Annotated in this window: 17 protein-coding genes; 6 read left to right on the plus strand and 11 right to left on the minus strand. The window is 64.2% G+C overall.

The genetic code is table 11. The annotated features are described in order from the left end of the window. Nucleotides 1-98: 98 nt before the first annotated feature. Nucleotides 99-3,122, minus strand: coding sequence for a TonB-dependent receptor (locus tag V6U71_RS05370; protein WP_411341279.1), 3,024 nt, complete (start codon nt 3,120-3,122; stop codon nt 99-101). A 434-nt stretch (nt 3,123-3,556) separates the two neighbouring features. Here V6U71_RS05370 and folE point away from each other — a divergent pair, with 434 nt between their 5' ends. Continuing rightward, entirely contained in the window at nt 3,557-4,153 is a 597-nt protein-coding gene (gene folE / locus V6U71_RS05375; protein ID WP_411341280.1) for a GTP cyclohydrolase I FolE, read from the plus strand. A 255-nt stretch (nt 4,154-4,408) separates the two neighbouring features. Here the strand turns inward: folE and V6U71_RS05380 are convergent, their stop codons facing one another. Continuing rightward, a complete protein-coding gene (locus tag V6U71_RS05380; protein WP_411341281.1) occupies nt 4,409-4,564 on the minus strand; it encodes a hypothetical protein in 156 nt (51 codons plus the stop codon). Between the two features lie 135 nt (nt 4,565-4,699). Here V6U71_RS05380 and V6U71_RS05385 point away from each other — a divergent pair, with 135 nt between their 5' ends. Continuing rightward, nucleotides 4,700-5,185 carry an Lrp/AsnC family transcriptional regulator gene (locus V6U71_RS05385; RefSeq protein WP_054588626.1) on the plus strand — a complete coding sequence of 162 codons (486 nt, stop codon included), beginning with the start codon at nt 4,700-4,702 and terminating at the stop codon, nt 5,183-5,185. A gap of 4 nt (nt 5,186-5,189) precedes the next feature. On the opposite strand, the gene V6U71_RS05390 is transcribed toward V6U71_RS05385, so the two are convergent. The 5 genes from V6U71_RS05390 to V6U71_RS05410 all read right to left on the minus strand — a co-directional run bounded on the left by V6U71_RS05390 (nt 5,190) and on the right by V6U71_RS05410 (nt 9,958). Next, the gene (locus tag V6U71_RS05390; RefSeq protein WP_411341282.1) at nt 5,190-6,590 is read right to left on the minus strand and encodes a pyridoxal phosphate-dependent decarboxylase family protein; all 1,401 of its coding nucleotides are present in this window, start codon (nt 6,588-6,590) and stop codon (nt 5,190-5,192) included. A 143-nt stretch (nt 6,591-6,733) separates the two neighbouring features. Further along, the gene (locus tag V6U71_RS05395; protein ID WP_054588624.1) at nt 6,734-7,192 is read right to left on the minus strand and encodes an outer membrane protein; all 459 of its coding nucleotides are present in this window, start codon (nt 7,190-7,192) and stop codon (nt 6,734-6,736) included. 163 nt (nt 7,193-7,355) lie between these two features. Beyond that, complete coding sequence (rlmN, locus tag V6U71_RS05400) at nt 7,356-8,606, minus strand: 23S rRNA (adenine(2503)-C(2))-methyltransferase RlmN (protein WP_411341283.1); 1,251 nt, start codon at nt 8,604-8,606, stop codon at nt 7,356-7,358. An 86-nt stretch (nt 8,607-8,692) separates the two neighbouring features. Further along, the gene (locus V6U71_RS05405) at nt 8,693-9,037 is read right to left on the minus strand and encodes a hypothetical protein (protein WP_411341284.1); all 345 of its coding nucleotides are present in this window, start codon (nt 9,035-9,037) and stop codon (nt 8,693-8,695) included. Between the two features lie 177 nt (nt 9,038-9,214). Continuing rightward, nucleotides 9,215-9,958 carry an SDR family oxidoreductase gene (locus tag V6U71_RS05410; RefSeq protein ID WP_411341285.1) on the minus strand — a complete coding sequence of 248 codons (744 nt, stop codon included), beginning with the start codon at nt 9,956-9,958 and terminating at the stop codon, nt 9,215-9,217. A 113-nt stretch (nt 9,959-10,071) separates the two neighbouring features. Between V6U71_RS05410 and V6U71_RS05415 the strand changes: the two genes are divergently transcribed. Then, the gene (locus V6U71_RS05415) at nt 10,072-10,464 is read left to right on the plus strand and encodes a winged helix-turn-helix transcriptional regulator (RefSeq protein ID WP_411341286.1); all 393 of its coding nucleotides are present in this window, start codon (nt 10,072-10,074) and stop codon (nt 10,462-10,464) included. Nucleotides 10,465-10,689: 225 nt separating this feature from the next. On the opposite strand, the gene rplI is transcribed toward V6U71_RS05415, so the two are convergent. The 4 genes from rplI to V6U71_RS05435 all read right to left on the minus strand — a co-directional run bounded on the left by rplI (nt 10,690) and on the right by V6U71_RS05435 (nt 13,481). Then, nucleotides 10,690-11,319: a 50S ribosomal protein L9 gene (rplI, locus tag V6U71_RS05420; protein WP_054728920.1), complete on the minus strand. Its 630-nt coding sequence runs from the start codon at nt 11,317-11,319 to the stop codon at nt 10,690-10,692. Between the two features lie 13 nt (nt 11,320-11,332). Continuing rightward, nucleotides 11,333-11,557, minus strand: coding sequence for a 30S ribosomal protein S18 (gene rpsR / locus V6U71_RS05425; protein ID WP_054588470.1), 225 nt, complete (start codon nt 11,555-11,557; stop codon nt 11,333-11,335). An 11-nt stretch (nt 11,558-11,568) separates the two neighbouring features. Beyond that, the gene (gene rpsF, locus V6U71_RS05430; RefSeq protein ID WP_054728917.1) at nt 11,569-11,934 is read right to left on the minus strand and encodes a 30S ribosomal protein S6; all 366 of its coding nucleotides are present in this window, start codon (nt 11,932-11,934) and stop codon (nt 11,569-11,571) included. Nucleotides 11,935-12,092: 158 nt separating this feature from the next. Next, nucleotides 12,093-13,481, minus strand: a complete 1,389-nt coding sequence (locus V6U71_RS05435; RefSeq protein ID WP_411341287.1) for a Mur ligase family protein — start codon at nt 13,479-13,481, stop codon at nt 12,093-12,095. A 55-nt stretch (nt 13,482-13,536) separates the two neighbouring features. Between V6U71_RS05435 and V6U71_RS05440 the strand changes: the two genes are divergently transcribed. The 3 genes from V6U71_RS05440 (at nt 13,537) to fabG (ending at nt 16,176) form a co-directional block, all read left to right on the plus strand. Then, entirely contained in the window at nt 13,537-14,364 is an 828-nt protein-coding gene (locus tag V6U71_RS05440) for an LD-carboxypeptidase (protein WP_411341288.1), read from the plus strand. A gap of 109 nt (nt 14,365-14,473) precedes the next feature. Beyond that, on the plus strand, nt 14,474-15,412 hold the full coding sequence (fabD, locus tag V6U71_RS05445; RefSeq protein WP_411341289.1) for an ACP S-malonyltransferase: 939 nt from the start codon (nt 14,474-14,476) through the stop codon (nt 15,410-15,412). 23 nt (nt 15,413-15,435) lie between these two features. Further along, nucleotides 15,436-16,176, plus strand: coding sequence for a 3-oxoacyl-[acyl-carrier-protein] reductase (gene fabG, locus V6U71_RS05450; RefSeq protein ID WP_411341290.1), 741 nt, complete (start codon nt 15,436-15,438; stop codon nt 16,174-16,176). The last annotated feature ends 50 nt before the right edge of the window (nt 16,177-16,226 follow it).

The raw sequence follows: 16,226 nt of genomic DNA on the forward strand, positions 1-16,226 counted from the left end.
GCCGGGGCGACCTGTCGTCCCGGCTTTTGACGGCGACAAAAAGAAGCCCCGGCCTCTCGATGGAGAGGCCGGGGCCTGTTTATACGTGTCTCTTCAGTTTAGAATTTCGCGCCGATCCCGATCCCGTAGCGACGGGGTTCGAGCGTGAAGATATTCGTGAACAGGCCCGATGACTGATCGGTCACATAAAGCCCCGTCGTCGAGTTGCTGTCGAACAGATTCTGGACGAAGCCGCGCACATACCAACGATCGTCCGCGCCGTTGAGCTGAATCTGCGCGTTGACCTGCGCATAGCCTTTGATCTTGTTGACGTTGCCGTTGAAGATCGTGCCGAAGCTTTCGCCGGTATAAGCAATGTCGACGCGCGGGACGAGGCTCATATCGTTCTCGAAGTTGATCTTGTACTGCGCACCGACCGAGAATTTCAGGTTCGGCGCCTGCGGCAATTCATTGCCCTTGATGTTGACGGGAATGCCGGCGGCGAAGATCTGGATCCCGTTGGGATCGAACGCCAGCGCCGTCGGCGTGGGATTGCCGTTGGCATCGACTGCCGCCGCCGCCAGAACACTACAAATGCTGTAGGCGCCGGTGGACGCGATGCCGCCGTCTGCCGGAAAGGCCGTCGGAGCCTGGAGGCCGAGCGATCCGTTCACCGCCGCGACAAAGGCATTGACCCCGGCGGCATTGCCCGCCGTTCCGGAAGCCACCGCGCAGTTCGCCGCATTGCTGATATCCTTGATGATGACCGCGTCGGAGCGGCCACCGCCAAAGTCGCGGGTGTCGGAGAAGAAGGAGTCACCGCTCACCTTGCTCTTCAAATAGCTGAAGCCGATATTGACGAGCATATTGGGATCGGGCCGGATGATCGCCTCAACTTCCGCGCCCCAGATATTGGCGTTGATATTATCGTTGACGGCTGTCCGCGACACGATGCGGCTGAGCTGCAGATCCTTATATTTATAGTAGAACGCCGTGAGGTTGAGCTGAAGCGCCCCGTCGCCGAAGGTGTTCTTCGATCCGATTTCGAACGCGTCGACCTGCTCGGGCCGGAAGCTTTCCTGAACGCCGGTGCTGGCCTGCAGCGGGGGATTGATGCCGCCCGATTTATAACCGCGCGAATAGGACGCGTAGAGGAGATTGTCCTCGCTGATCTTGAAATCGATGACGGCGCGGCCCGTCAGCTTGTTGAAGCTGACCGTCCGTTCCTGGAAGGCTTCGCAGCCCGGTGCCGAGCCGACGGCACCCACGGGCGATGCAGCCGTACAGGGCGTGAAGGGATCGGCATCGAAAAGGGCGCCGAACGGGCTGTCATAAATGCTCCCCGTCTGGCCGTAGGGCACCAGCAAATTCCCGTTCGAGCTCAACAGGATCGAGCGGGCCTGCACGAATTTCTTGTCGTTGTTGTACCGAAGGCCAAGGGTCAGCTTGAGCCGGTCGTTGAACTCGAAATAGGTTTCGCCGAACAGGCCATAGGATTTCAGCGAGAAATCCGAAGTGTTGTTGCGGAAGAAAGGCTGACCGAGCGACGAAGGCGGCAGGCCTGCCGCAAAGGTCGAGAATGAGCCCAGAATGCCCGACGCATAGTCGAGACCGAAGGCGTTGACGTAATAGCTGTTCTCCGTCGTGTTCGACCGCGCATAGATGCCGCCGACCAGGAAATTGAACATGCCGTCGAAGTCGCTGGTGAAAATCAGTTCGCCGGACCAGGCATCGCTGATCTGGTTCGAACGGTCATATTGCAGCGACTGGGCCGAACAAATGCTGTTGCCGCCGAACGAGCCAAGGCCCGTCGGATCGGTGTCCGAGGTGCAGAGCGGTCCATTGGGGCCATTCGGGATCAACGCGGCGGCAATCGGGGCGAAATAGGCGGATGAGCCCGGTACGAAGGCCGGGGCTGGGGCCGGCAGACCAGTGGGAATGCCGTTGGCCGCAAAGAAGGCCAGCGTGTTGAGCGCGCCAGCGTAGAGGGTACGGTCGCCGGTCGCGAGGAAATAGTCGTTCCGGGAATCGACCTTCACCTTTTGATACGAACCGGACAGCTGGGCGGAAATGGGCCCGAAATTATGCTGGATACGGCCTTCGAAGGTGAGCTCGCTGGTGAAATATTCGGGCGTGAAAGCTGTGCTGACGGTGCGTGAATCCTCGGGCACCACGGCGTCGTGGAAGAAGTCCGTCCCGTAAAGGCTGCCAAGCGCGAGCGCGGTGGGCAGCCCCTGGATCGCAAACAGTTCGCGCGACGAGAAGATCGACGCAAGCGTCGCATTGCCATTGGCGGCAGAGGCGTCGCGGCGGTTGTTGAGGCAGCCCAGCACACCGGTCGGATCCCGTTGGCAGCGCTGCTTCTGGATGCGCATACGGTCGTCTTTTTCGCGGAAGTAGGAACCCATCAGATCGACGACGGTGTCGTCGGTCGGCTCCCAGCGCAGCGATCCGCGCACCGAATAGAGGTCGCGCCCGTCGATGCGGCTATTGTCGAACAGATTCTTCGTATAGCCGTCGCGCTTGACATAGACGCCAGCTACGCGCGCAGCGAGCGTATCACCGATCGGAATGTTGACCATCCCTTTGACCTTGATCGCGTCATAATTGCCATATTCGGCGTCCGCCGCTGCCTCGAACACACCCGTCTTCGGCTTGGCGGTGATGACGTTGACCACGCCCGATGTGGCGCTGCGTCCGAACAGGGTGCCTTGCGGGCCGCGCAAGACTTCCACGCGCTCCAGATCGAAGAATTCGGTTTCGAACAACCGGGTCTGGAAAAGCGGCGATCCGTTGAGATGGATCGCCGTCGCCTGGTCGCAGGTGACGCCAACGCAAAGGTCTCCGATGCCGCGAATGGTAAAGCTCGATGAAGTGAAGTTCGTCTTCGTGAAGGTGATATTGGGCAAGGTCAGCTGCAGGTCGGAGCTGTTTTCAATCTGCTGCGCTTCCAGTGCCTCTGCCGAAAAGGCGCTGACCGCGATCGGCACGTCCTGCAGACGTTCCGACTGGCGCTGCGCGGTGACGACGATTTCGCCGCCGAACGCGTCCCGTTCGGTTTCGGCCGGTGCATCCTGCGCGAAGGCCGGCGTCGCCACCGTCATCGCAAGGATCGAGGTTCCGATCAGTGCCTTGAACTTCATCTATATCCTCCCTTTTTCGAACCCGCGGGTGCGGGGCCGCCCAAACTCAATTTGTGGTAAGGGGAGGGGGTGTGACCAGGCGTGGCGAAAGGCGCCCGGCCGAAACGGCCAGGTGCCCGCGTTTATCCCACCTGCCAGCTGCGCTGGTCATCGTCCTCTCCCACCGGCGTCGGGGAACACGCCGGCCTCTCCGGATTACGACCCGCTTGAGCGAGTTCTGTAATGCAATGAAGGTGCGCCGAGTTGACGAAAGCGTCAAGCCACTTGTTGGGGCAGAAAAACACCACGAAAAGACCCAAGTTCCGCGGGTTGAAAAGCTCCGATTCCGCAACGTAAACTTCGCCGCCGCGATGAAAATCTTCGCCTGCCGGGCTTGCGCGCGCGCGATTTCGCGTCGAAATGTGCGACATGATAGCAACAGTGAAAGCGGTGCGATGACGAAGGTGGAACTGGGACCGGACGGCAAGCCCGTCGTCCCCGAAGAGGTGCTGGGCGCGGTCCGCACGCTGATCGAATGGGCAGGCGACGATCCGTCGCGCGAGGGGCTGCTCGACACGCCGCGGCGCGTCGCGCGGGCGTGGCTCGAATATTGCCAGGGCTATGAGGACGACCCCGCGATCCACCTGTCGCGGACCTTCGAGGAGGTCGGCGGCTATGACGAGATCGTGATGCTTCGCGACATCCCGTTCCAGTCGCACTGCGAACATCATATGGCGCCGATCACCGGCAAGGCGTCGATCGCCTATCTGCCCAAGGATCGTGTCGTCGGCATTTCGAAGCTGGCGCGCGTGCTCAATGGCTATGCCCGCCGGCTGCAGGTGCAGGAACGCCTGACGGCCGAGGTTGCAAAATGCATCTGGGACAATCTCCAGCCGCATGGGGTTGCGGTGGTGATCGACGCGCAGCATGGGTGCATGACCGGGCGCGGCGTTCGCACGCCCGGCGTCGGCATGGTGACGAGCCGGCTGCTCGGCAGTTTCCTCGACGATGAACGCAGCCGCAAGGAAGTGCTCGCCTTGATGGGATATTGAGCGTCGGATTTCGGTCGATAGTTGCCATCAATGCTGTGTACCCCGGCGAAAGCCGGGGCCCAGAGCGCCATAGCGCAACCTTGGCTTTCCAACGCCCTGGGCCCCGGCTTTCGCCGGGGTACACTGTAAGTGGAATGGCGGCTCACCACCCAAAGCCGACAATCGCCGATGGCGATTTACTCCAAGATTACTGCCAACAAAAAAGGGCGGCAGCCATCGGCACCGCCCTTTTCCTTCGGGAAAGCCTCGCGGAACTCAGACGGCGCAGCCGCTCTGCTCGCGCGAGCGGCGCGGTGCGGCCGCGCTGCGCTTCCACGGTGCGGCGTACTGGATCGCCACCGCGGCGGCGGATGCTTCGGTAAAGGCGGTCCAGGCCCGGCCAAGCCAATTGCTTTCGTGATGATGGCTCATGTTTTTCTCCTGCCGTCCGGGCTGCAGGGGAGGGAGAGAGGCAGCCCGGACGCGGTCCTTTTACGCCGCCCGGAACGACGATTGGCGCCAAAATTCATCGTACGGGCGACCAAATTTAGTGCTAAACGCGAAATCATGCGAAAAATGATCGATCTCGACCGATTCGACCGGCGTTTGCTGGAAGAGGTGCGGCGCGACAATCTCCAACCTGCCCGCATTCTTGCCGACAAGGTTGGCCTGTCGGTTTCGGCGGTGCTTCGCCGGCTCCGGCGACTGCGCGAGGAAAAGGTGATCGTTGCCGACATCGCGGTGGTCAATCCGGCGCTGACCGGGTCGGCGCTGACCATGCACGTGCTCGTCCAGATGCAGCAGGCGGGGCCGCAGACGATGGACGGCTTCGCGCGCGAGATCGTCCATCATCCCGAAGTGACCGGCGCGTGGGACGTCACCGGCGACGATGATTTCCTGCTCCGGGTGCAGGTCGGGGCGATGGAGGAATATGACGCCTTCACCCGCCGCGCGCTCGGCGAGGACAAGGGCGTCCATTCGTTCACGACGCTCATCACGATCCGCAACATCATCGAAAACGACGTCGCACGCCGCCCGCTGCGCGACCGCTGAGGACTTAGGCCCGGATTGCTGCTGCGATCGCCTGCGCGCGCGTATCTAGTTCGGCGACCATCGCCCGGATGTCGCCGGCGGTCGCTTCCGGGCTGATCGTGCACGCGCGGAGGACGACGGCATCGTCGAGCCGCGTCGTCAGCGGCGCCGCGACATTGTCGTCGATCATGCGCCGCGCGATCGCCGTGTTGAGCGCGTCGAGTTCGCTGCCATCATGCCCCGGCGGCTCGTACCGGAAGGTGACGATGCCGAGCTGCGCAGGCGAAACGATCCGCCAGTGCGGGCGCTCCCCCAGCGCTTCCGCCAGCGTCTCCGCCAGCCTGAAACCATGGTCGATCGCCTCGCCGATGGCACGCTCGCCCATGACCTGCAGCGTGAACCACAGCTTCATCGCGCGTGCCGGACGAGTCAATTCGACGCCATAGTCCCAGAAGTTCGGCGTCTCGTCGCCCGCCGCCGCATCCTGCAGATATTCGGCGCTGGTGGCGAAGCTTTCGAGCAGATGGCGCCGGTCGCGGACGAGCACCATGCCGCAGCCATAGGTCTGGAACAGCCATTTGTGTGCGTCCCACGACAGGCTGTCGGCGCGGCCGAGCCCGTCGACCAGCGCCCGGTGGCGCCCCGACAATGCCACCGATGCGCCATAGGCGCCGTCGACATGCAGCCACAGCCGTTCGCGCGCCGCAAGGTCGGCGATGGCGTGCAGATCGTCGATGCTGCCGGTGTTCGTCGTGCCGCAGCTTGCAACGACCGCGAACGGCAGCCGGCCCGCTGAGCGATCCGCCGCGATCGCTGCGCCAAGCGCCGCGACGTCGAGCCGCCGGTCGGCATCAACCGCGACCTTGCGCACCTGTTCGGACAGGAAACCCAGCACGCCCAGCCCCTTGGCGACCGACGAGTGCGTCTGCGTCGAGACATAGGCGACGCCGCGATGGCGCTCTTCGGGCGGCAGCATGCGGTCACGCGCCAGCATCAGTCCGGTGAGGTTCGCCATCGATCCGCCCGAAACGAACAGTCCGCCCGCGCTTTCCGGCAACCCGGCGCGTTCGGCCAGCCACGCGATCAGGCCCTGTTCGATGGCGGCGGGCCCCGAGCTCTGCATCCAGCTTCCGGCATGGGCGTTGTAACCGCTGGCAAGGAGTTCGCCGACCAGCGACAGCGGCGAAGCGGGTGAGGGGATAAAGCCGTAGAAGCGCGGATGGTCCATGCGAACGCGGTGCGCAAAGATCCGTTCGGCGTCGCCCACCACTTCGGCAATTGCCCGTCCGGCCCCCGGCGCCGCCAGCGCGCGGAAGGCGGCAGCTTCTTCGGGCGAGGCGATCGACACGATCGTTTCGCGCCGCGTGCGATCGGCCGCGATCCGGTCCAGCGCTTCGCGCGCGGCGCCCCAAATATCGTCGTTCATCCTCGAAGACCTTACATCGTATCCATACACAAGTGTCTGTTACCTCGATATCGGGCTTTCGCGCCACCCCGAAATGAAGCAGGCGCAAAAAAAGGGGCGGCCCGCAGACCGCCCCTTCCGTTTCGTATCGCTGTTCCGAAAGATCAGAACGCGAAGCCGATGCCCGCGGCAAAGCTGTCGAAGTCGCTGAAGTTGCCGATGAACTGGTGGCGATATTCGACCTTGCCGTACAGGTTGGTGCCGAACTTGTGCTGGTAACCGGCGCCGATGTACGGATCGTCGATGTCGCTGAAGGTGTAACCGCCGGTGGCATAGAGCTTGCCGGCGTCGCCAAGCTTGGCGCCCAGACGGCCGCCAGCCGAGAACTGGACGTCGAAGCCGTCCTTCAGCACCTTGTCGCCAGCGACTTCCGCACCGGCGAAAGCGGTCGAACCGAGGTCGAAGTCATAACCGGCGGCAACGCCGAGCGTGGCGTCGTCGAGGCCGCTGCCGGTCACATAACCGCCGCGCACTTCGACGCGAGCTTCGCCGCCTTCGGCGGCCATGGCGGGAACGGAGACGGCGGCCGAGAGGAGAGCGGCTGCAACTGCGAATTTCTTCATTTTGTTTTCCTTTACTCTGGACTGGACCGCGCCTTTTGGCTCGCGGCCCGCGCCCTAAATGGCGCTGGCGGCTGTCTCGTCAATGAACAGCTCATTCAGAATATGACAATTTTCTTACCTGTGTTATTTTTACAACACGGTACAGAAAGATTGAGGCTGAGGCTTAGCCCAGCGCAGCCTGTTTTTCCTCGGCGATGCGGTCGAGTTCGGCGCGGGTCGGCTTGGTCGCGGCGCTCTTCAATTGTCCACACGCCGCCATGATGTCGCGTCCGCGCGGCGTGCGCACCGGCGCCGAAATCCCTGCCTTGAAGATGAGGTTGCTGAACGCCTTGACCCGTTCGGGCGTCGAGCATTCATAGGGCGCGCCGGGCCAGGGATTGAACGGGATCAGGTTCACCTTCGCGGGCAGCTTGTACTGCTTGATCAGCCGGACGAGTTCGCGCGCGTCGTCGTCGCTGTCGTTCTTGTCCTTCAGCATCACATATTCGAAGGTGATGCGCCGCGCATTGTTCGCGCCGGGATAGTCGGCGCACGCCTGCAGCAGTTCCTCGATGCCATATTTGCGGTTCAGCGGCACGATCTCGTCGCGCACTTCCTTGTTCACCGCGTGGAGCGAGACCGCGAGGTTGACGCCGATCTCGTCGCCGGCGCGCGCCATCATCGGGACGACGCCGCTCGTCGACAAAGTGATGCGGCGCTTCGACAGCGCCAGCCCGTCGCCGTCCATCACGATCTTGAGCGCGCCCTTGACCTCCTCGAAATTATAGAGCGGCTCGCCCATGCCCATCATCACGATATTGGTGAGCATGCGGCCGTCGGCGGTATAGTGGCCGGCGGCATCGTCGTCGGCATCGTCGTCCTCGGGGTCGGCGCCAAAGCCAGCCATCGTCCCCTTCGGCCATTCGCCGAGCGCGTCGCGCGCCAGCAGCACCTGCCCGACGATCTCGCCCGCGCCGAGATTGCGGACGAGGCGCATCGTCCCCGTGTGACAGAAACGGCAGTTGAGCGTGCAGCCGACCTGGCTCGACACGCACAGGGTTCCCCGGTCGGCGTCGGGGATGAACACCATTTCATATTCCTGGCCGTCGGCGGCGGCGAGCAGCCATTTGCGCGTGCCGTCGTTCGACACCTGCGCCTCGCGCACCGTCGGCCGGCCGATGATGAACCGGTCGGTCAGCCACGGGCGCATCGTCTTGGCGATGTCGGTCATCGCCTCGAAATCGGTGACGCCGCGGTGATAGATCCAGTGCCAGATCTGCTTGGCGCGCAGCTTCGCCGCCTTCGCATCGAGCCCGGCCTCGACCAGCACGCCGCCGATCGCGTCGCGGGTCAGCCCGACGAGGTCGATGCGGTTGCCGCCGCGCAGCGGGACGGTGCCCGTCGTGACGGGGTCGATATGGCCGGGAATCTGCATGATGGCGCGCGATATAGTCGCGATGGGCCGCGAGCGCAATCAGGCGCCGCTGCGGCCCGCCATGATGCGCCGGTCAGGCGCCCCGGTCAGGCGCCGTTATAGCCGACGAGCGAATCCTCGAACTGGTCGAGGGGCCCGACGGGCTCCTTGGGCGGCGCACCGTCGACCTGCGGAAAGATCGCGTCGAGCCGCCGCCGCAACGTGTCGTCGAACGTCGCCCGGTTGCCGACCCGGGCATTGCAGACGGTCAGTTCCGAACGGATCGCCCCCTTGATCCGTTCGAGCCCGTCGGGGGTCAAGATGCCGGCGTTCAGCAACTCCTCGCAGAGCTGGATCAGCCCGACGGTCGTCGCATGCGCGCGCAAGCCGATAAAATCGAGCGTCCGGTGCCGTTCGCGCGCCGCCGCATCGCACTGGGTCATGGCATTCATGCCGGCAAGTCTCCTCTCCCACCAAATATCGGACGAGGCGCCTCTGCGGGCACCCGATAGATCGTCCGAATCCGATCATGCGCCGACGGGCGCGCATGGGCAAGGGCCGATGTAATATTATGTCGGATTTGGTGGGCAGGAGGGATGCAACGTTGCCGAGTCCAGCGGCCGCGCGGCCTATAGCGTTTTCAGCATGGCGAGCACTTGCGGCACATTGCCGTTCGCTTCGGCATTGCGCAGCGGCAGGACATTCTGGACGAGGATTTCGGCCGGCGCCGGCTGCTGTGCGAACAGCGCCATCACCTCGTCGGCGAAGGCATCGAGCGGCATATAGGCCTCGCGTGTCGCCTGCCCGGGGGTCAGGTCGGTGCGCACCGCGGGTGGTGCCAGCTCGATCACTTCGACCTTGCCTTCGAGCTGGGCGCGCAGCGCGACCGAATAGCTGTGCATCGCCGCCTTGGTCGCCGAATAGGTCGGCGCCTTGGGCAGCGGCACAAAAGCAAGGCCCGAGGTGACGTTGACGATCGCCGCATCGTCCTGCGCTGCCAGATGGTCGACGAGCGCGTCGATCAGCCGGATCGGCCCGAGGATGTTGGTGACCACCGTCGTTTCGGCATCGGCGAGGTCGCGTTTCGCGGTCGCGGCTTCGTACATCATGACCCCCGCGTTGTTCACGACCACGTTGAGCGCCGGGAATTTCGCGGCGATTTCGGCGCCGAAAGCGGCAATCGCCGCCGGATCGGTCATGTCGAGCGCTATCGCGTGCATGCCGGGGCGTCCGGCGATCGCGGCTTCCAGCTTCGCGACATTGCGCCCGGTGACGATGACGCTGTTGCCGGCATCGTGCCAGCGCTGCGCCAGCGCCAGTCCGATGCCCGAACCGCCGCCGGTGACGAGGATGGTGTTGCCCGTGGTCTTCATCGCTTTTTCCTTTCGGGATGGTGATGCACCGGAGATAACGCTATACTCTCCAAAAGAAAGAAGGCACCTGAAAGTGCTATAGTTACCAGTAAGAGAGAAATGGGTTTTCAGCCATGTCAGCGCCGAAAAAAATCGCCTACGACCCCAATGCGCCGGTCGATCCGCGCGTCGAAACGCTCGTCAATGAACTGATCGGCCGGGTCGCCGACAAATGGACCCTCCTCGTCCTCGAGGAATTGGAGGATCACGGAACCTGCCGCTTCACCGAATTGTCGCGGCGCGTTCCCGGCATCAGCCAGAAGATGCTGACGCAGACGTTGCGCCAGATGGAACGCGACGGCCTGCTCGTGCGGACCGTCTATCCCGTCGTCCCGCCAAAAGTAGAATATTGCCTGACCGACCTCGGCCACAGCCTCGGCGAAGCCTTTTGCGGCGTCTGGGTCTGGGCGGAGGCGAATCTGGAACGGGTGGCAAGGGCGCGGATGGCGTTCGACGCGCGAGACTAGGGTGTGGAGCAAAATAACCGTCGCCCCCGCGCAGGCGGGGGCTGCTGTCGGTTTACGCAGCGGTGCAGGAACAGGCCTCCAGCGGCCCCCGCCTGCGCGGGGGCGACGGTTAAGGAACGTCCGCTCACCACCCCAATCCCGCCATCGGCCAGGCATCTGTCGCAAAGAAAAAGGCTCCGGAACAGGGTTCCGGAGCCTTTCCTGTCTGTTGCGGGGAGAATGGGCTTAGGCCTCTTCGTCCTCGTCCGCAGCGGGAGCTTCCTCGGCGGCGACTTCCGAAGGCGGCGTGGCCTCTTCGAATTCGTCTTCGCTGTCGGGTTCCAGCGCCGAAGCAACGGCTTCGGCCTGTTCTTCCTCGAACATCGCGGCGATGACGTCGATGCCCTGCTTCTGCATTTCGGCTTCGTCGGGCGAGCGTGCGACGTTGACGCCGACGGTCACTGCGACTTCCGGGTGCAGCTTCACCTTGACGTCGACGAGGCCGAGCGCCTTGATCGGACGTTCGAGTTCGACCATCGCCTTGGTGACGCCAGTGACGCCGTCTTCGATCAGCGCATCGACGATGTCGCGAACCGAAACCGAGCCGTAGAGCTGGCCGGTGTTCGATGCCTGACGGATCAGGACGACCTGCTTGCCGTCAATGTCCTTGGCGCGGCCTTCGGCGTCGGTGCGACGCTCGGCGTTGTCGGCCTCGATCTTCGAACGATTGGCTTCGAACAGCTTGCGGTTCGCGTCGTTCGCGCGCAACGCCTTGTTGTTCGGCAGCAGGAAGTTACGGGCAAAGCCGTTCTTGACGGTGACGACGTCGCCGATACCGCCCAGTTTCTCGATACGTTCGAGCAGGATGATTTCCATGACGCTGCTCTCCTTACTTCACAATGTAGGGAAGCAGGCCGATGTGGCGGGCGCGCTTGATCGCTTTCGCCAGCTCACGCTGCTTCTTGGTGGACACCGCGGTGATCCGCGACGGGACGATCTTGCCGCGCTCCGACAGGTAACCCTGGAGCAGGCGGACGTCCTTGTAATCGATGACCGGTGCGTCCTTCTGGCTGAAGGGGCAGGTCTTGCGGCGGCGGAAAAAGGGTCGTGCCATGATGCTGTTCCTTATTCTTCGCCGTCGCGGTCACGGCCACGGCCGCCGCGGCGTTCCTGCTTGCGCATCATCACCGACGGACCCTTTTCGAGTTCGTCGACCTTGATGGTCAGCCAGCGGATGATATCTTCGTTGATCGCGGCCTGGCGCTCAATTTCCGCGATGGCTTCGCCCGACACTTCGGCCGAGAGCATCACATAATGGCCCTTGCGGTTCTTCGCGATCTTGTAGGCGAGCTGCTTCAGGCCCCAGGTTTCGGTCTTGTGAACCTGGCCCTTATATTCGCCGATGACGTTGGTGACGGTTTCCGCCAGCGCATCGACCTGAGCCTGGCTCAGGTCCTGACGCGCGATAAAGACATGCTCGTAAAACGGCATGGTGCGCTTCCTTCGATTTGGCCGATCGCTGATTTCGCGCCGATCGCGAAACCCCTCCGGCTGTCGTCTAGCTTCACGAATTGGTGCAAAGCAAACGGGGCGAATGGCACAAGGCCTCGCCCCGAATGAGGGCGCCTATACAGATTCGCGGCGAGAAATCAAGCGCGCGCGACCAGCTTTTCCAGCAATTCCCGTCCGAATTCGGTCAGCGTGTCGTCGCGTGCGCCAAGGATGAGAATGCGGTCGCCCGCCTTTGCTTCGTCGAGCATCGCTGCGCCGCACGCCGCGCGGGTGGTCAGATGCGCCGCATCGCCGCCGCCCGCGACGATGTCGGCCACCAGCGCCTCGCTGCCGATGCTGCGGTCGACGGTGCCGCCGAAATAGACCGGATCGCAGACGAAAAGCCGATCGTCGGGGCGCATTCCCGCGGCGAAGCTGGCGGCGAGTTCCTTGCCCATCTGGCGGAGCGGGCCGTAACCGTGCGGCTGAAAGAAGAGCAGCGCGCGGCCGGGCAGTTCGGCGACGGCCGCCAGCGTCGCAGCGACCTTGTCGGGATTGTGCGCGAAATCGTCGATCACCGTGACGCAATTCGCCTGTCCCAGCACCTCGTATCGCCGCGCGAGGCCGGCGAAATCGGCGAGCGCAGCGACCGATTGGCCGACCGGGATATTGACCGCGCGCGCCGCCGCGATGGCAGCGAGGGCGTTGGCGGCATTGTGGCGGCCGGGCATGCGCAGGCGAACCTCGTGGCGATCACCGGCGAAGCTGACGGCAAAGCGGCAGCCGTCGGGCAGCGCCTCGAAATCGCTGCCCCGGATCGCGGCCGCGTCCGAAAAGCCGAAACGCATGACGTTGCCGCCCGCGAGCAAGGGGGCGGATTCGGGGTCATCGGCATTGATCACCGCGATCCGCGCCTTGACGGCGAAATCGCCGAACAGCCGGTGCAATTCGGCGAGGCTCTTGTGATCGAGGCTGATGTTGGTGACCACCGCGACATCGGGACGATAAAGCGCGATCGAGCCGTCGCTTTCGTCGACTTCGCTGACATAGGTCGCGGCATCGCCGACCAGCGCGCTGGCAAAGGGCATGGTGTCGTTCGCGAAATTGCGCATCACCGCGCCGTTCATCACGGTGGGCTTGCGGTTCGCGCGGTCGAGGATCCACCCGATCATGCCGGTAACGGTCGATTTGCCGCTGGTGCCGCCGACGCCGATCGCCTGTTCGGCCGCGTTGAACAGCGCGGCGTTGAGGTCGGCGCGCGTCATCCGCGGCAGGCCCAGCGCATTGGCGGCTGCGACATCGGGGACGCTGTCCTCGACCGCCGCCGAAGCGACGAGCGTCTGGCCTGCCTGCGGTCCGCTGCCGTCCTGCGTGAACAGCGCGATGCCGTGGCTTTCGATCCAGCCGAACTTGTCGGGGGAGCGGCCCTGATCGCGGCTGCGGTCCGACCCTGCGACGGCGCTGCCGCGCGCCGCGACGATCATCGCGAGCGGCAGCATGCCCGACCCGCCGATGCCGCAGAAGAAATAGGATTTGTTTTCGGCCATCGCGGCGCGATATGGGCTTGGCTCGGTTTTGGCAAGGCAGGGCAGGGGACAGGATTTGCGTATCGGGATCGTCGCCCCTTCGACACCTATTTTACCGGACGATGCGGAAGCGGTCCGGGCGATCGCGGCGCTTGGCTATCCCGATGTCGAGCTGGAATTCGATCCGCAATGCTTTGCCGTGCACGGCCATTTTGCGGGCGAAGACGGGCATCGTTTTGCGGCGCTCGTCGAGATGGCGAACCGTCCCGATATCGATGCGATCTGGTTCGCGCGGGGAGGTTATGGTGCGTGCCGGATCGCCGAGGATGCGGTGGCGGCGATGACCGATGTGGCAAGGCGGAAGGCGTTTCTCGGCTATTCGGATCAGGGCAATCTGCTCGGCGCGCTGTACCGCGACGGGTTCGACCATGTCGCGCACGGGCCGATGGTCGCCGATGTCCGGCGCGAAGGCGGCGACGGCGCGGTGATGCGCGCGCTCGACTGGCTCGTCGCGCGCGATCCGGCGGCGTGCGAGGCGGGACTGGCGCATGGCGCGCGGCACGCGGCGTTCAACCTGATGACGCTGTCGATGCTGCTCGGTACCCCGCTCGAACCCGATCTTTCAGGGCATGTGCTGCTGGTCGAGGAGGTCAGCGAATATCTCTACGCCTTCGATCGCGTCTTCTTTCATGTCGCCACTTATCTGGCGCCGCGCGGACTGGCCGGTATCCGGCTGGGGCGGGTGAGCGATGTTCCGGAAAACGACCGGCCCTTTGGCATGGAAGCCGAGGAAATCGCGCAGGGCTGGTGTCACCGTACGGGCATCTCCTGGCTCGGTCGCGCCGACATCGGCCACGATGCGGCGAACAAGGTCGTGCCCTTCGGCTTGCATCGCGCCGGGTGAAGGAATAGGCGCTGCCGATCCAATTCCGTCATCCCAGCGAAAGCTGGGATCGCTGGAGTGACAACGCAACCGATCCCAGCTTTCGCTGGGATGACGAGTAGGAAATTTCATGCGCGCATTCATCTTTTCGGGTCAGGGCAGCCAGGCGGTCGGCATGGGGAAGGCGCTTGCCGACGCATCGCCGGTCGCGCGCGAGGTCTTTCAGGAAGTCGATGACGCGCTCGGCCAGAAACTGTTCCAGCTGATGAGCGAAGGTCCCGAGGACCAGCTCACCCTCACTGAAAATGCCCAGCCCGCGATCATGGCGAACGCGATCGCGACCTTGCGCGTGCTCGAAAAGGAGGGCGGCGTCACGCTCGCTGCCAAGGCCGATTATGTCGCGGGCCACAGCCTCGGCGAATATAGCGCGCTCTGCGCTGCGGGTGCGTTCGACCTCGCGATCACCGCGCGGTTGCTCAAGACGCGCGGGCAGGCGATGCAGGCGGCGGTGCCGGTCGGCGTCGGCGCGATGGCGGCTTTGCTCGGCGCCGATATCGAGACGGCGCAGAAGCTCGCCGATGCGGCAGCCGAGGGTGAGGTCTGCACGGTCGCGAACGACAATGACCCGTCGCAGGTCGTGATCTCGGGCCACAAGGGCGCGGTCGAGCGCGCGGTGGCGCTGGTCAAGGATTTCGGGATCAAGCGCGGCGTGCTGCTGCCCGTGTCGGCGCCCTTCCACTGTCCGCTGATGCAGGCGGCGGCCGATGCGATGGCCGAGGCGCTGGGTACGAACCCGCCCGCCGCGCCGCTGGTGCCGGTGGTCGCGAATGTGACTGCCAGTCCGGTGAGCGACGCCGACACGATCCGCGATCTCCTCGTCCAACAGGTCACCGGCCGCGTCCGCTGGCGCGAGAGCGTTGGTGCGATGGAGGATATCGGCGTCGCGCAATTCGTCGAATTCGGCGGCAAGGTGCTGTCGCCGATGGTGAAGCGCAGTGCTGCCGGCGAGGTCGAGACGGTCAGCGTGATTTCGATGGACGACGTTGAGGCACTGCTCAAGTCGCTCTAATTCAAGAGATTCAGGAGACTAATATGTTCGATCTCACCGGCATGACCGCCCTTGTCACTGGCGCCTCGGGGGGCATTGGTTCGGCCATCGCGCAGGCGCTGGCGGCGCAGGGCGCGCGGCTCGCCGTCTCGGGCTCCAATGCCGAGAAGCTGGGCGCCTTCCGCGACAGCCTTGGCGGCGATCATGTCGCTCTGCCGTGCAACCTCGGCGATGCGGCGGCGGTCGATGCGCTCGTGCCCTCCGCAGTCGAGGCGTTGGGGCAGCTCGACATCCTCGTCAACAACGCCGGCGTCACGCGCGACAATCTGATCCTGCGGATGAAGGACGACGAATGGTCGGACGTCATCCGCATCAACCTCGAGGCCAATTTCCGCCTCGCGCGCGCGGCGGCCAAGCCGATGATGAAGGCGCGCTTCGGCCGCATCATCTCGATCACCAGCGTCGTTGGCGCGACCGGCAACCCGGGGCAGGCCAATTATGCGGCTTCGAAGGCCGGCGTCACCGGCATGACCAAGGCGCTGGCGCAGGAACTGGCGAGCCGCGGCGTCACGGTGAACTGCGTTGCACCGGGCTTCATCGCTACCGCGATGACCGACGACCTGCCCGACGCGCAGAAGGAAGCGCTCAACCAGCGCATCCCGGCCGGGCGGATGGGCGAGGGAAGCGATATCGCCGCCGCGGTTGTCTATCTCGCGTCGAAGGAGGCCGCCTATGTGACCGGCCAGACGCTGCATGTGAACGGCGGGATGGCGATGCTGTCCTGAACGCGATCGGGCCGGATCCGGTAGAAAACCGGACCCGGCCCTTCGGACGA

The sequence above is a fragment of the Sphingopyxis sp. J-6 genome (assembly GCF_046603995.1).
Lineage (GTDB): Bacteria > Pseudomonadota > Alphaproteobacteria > Sphingomonadales > Sphingomonadaceae > Sphingopyxis.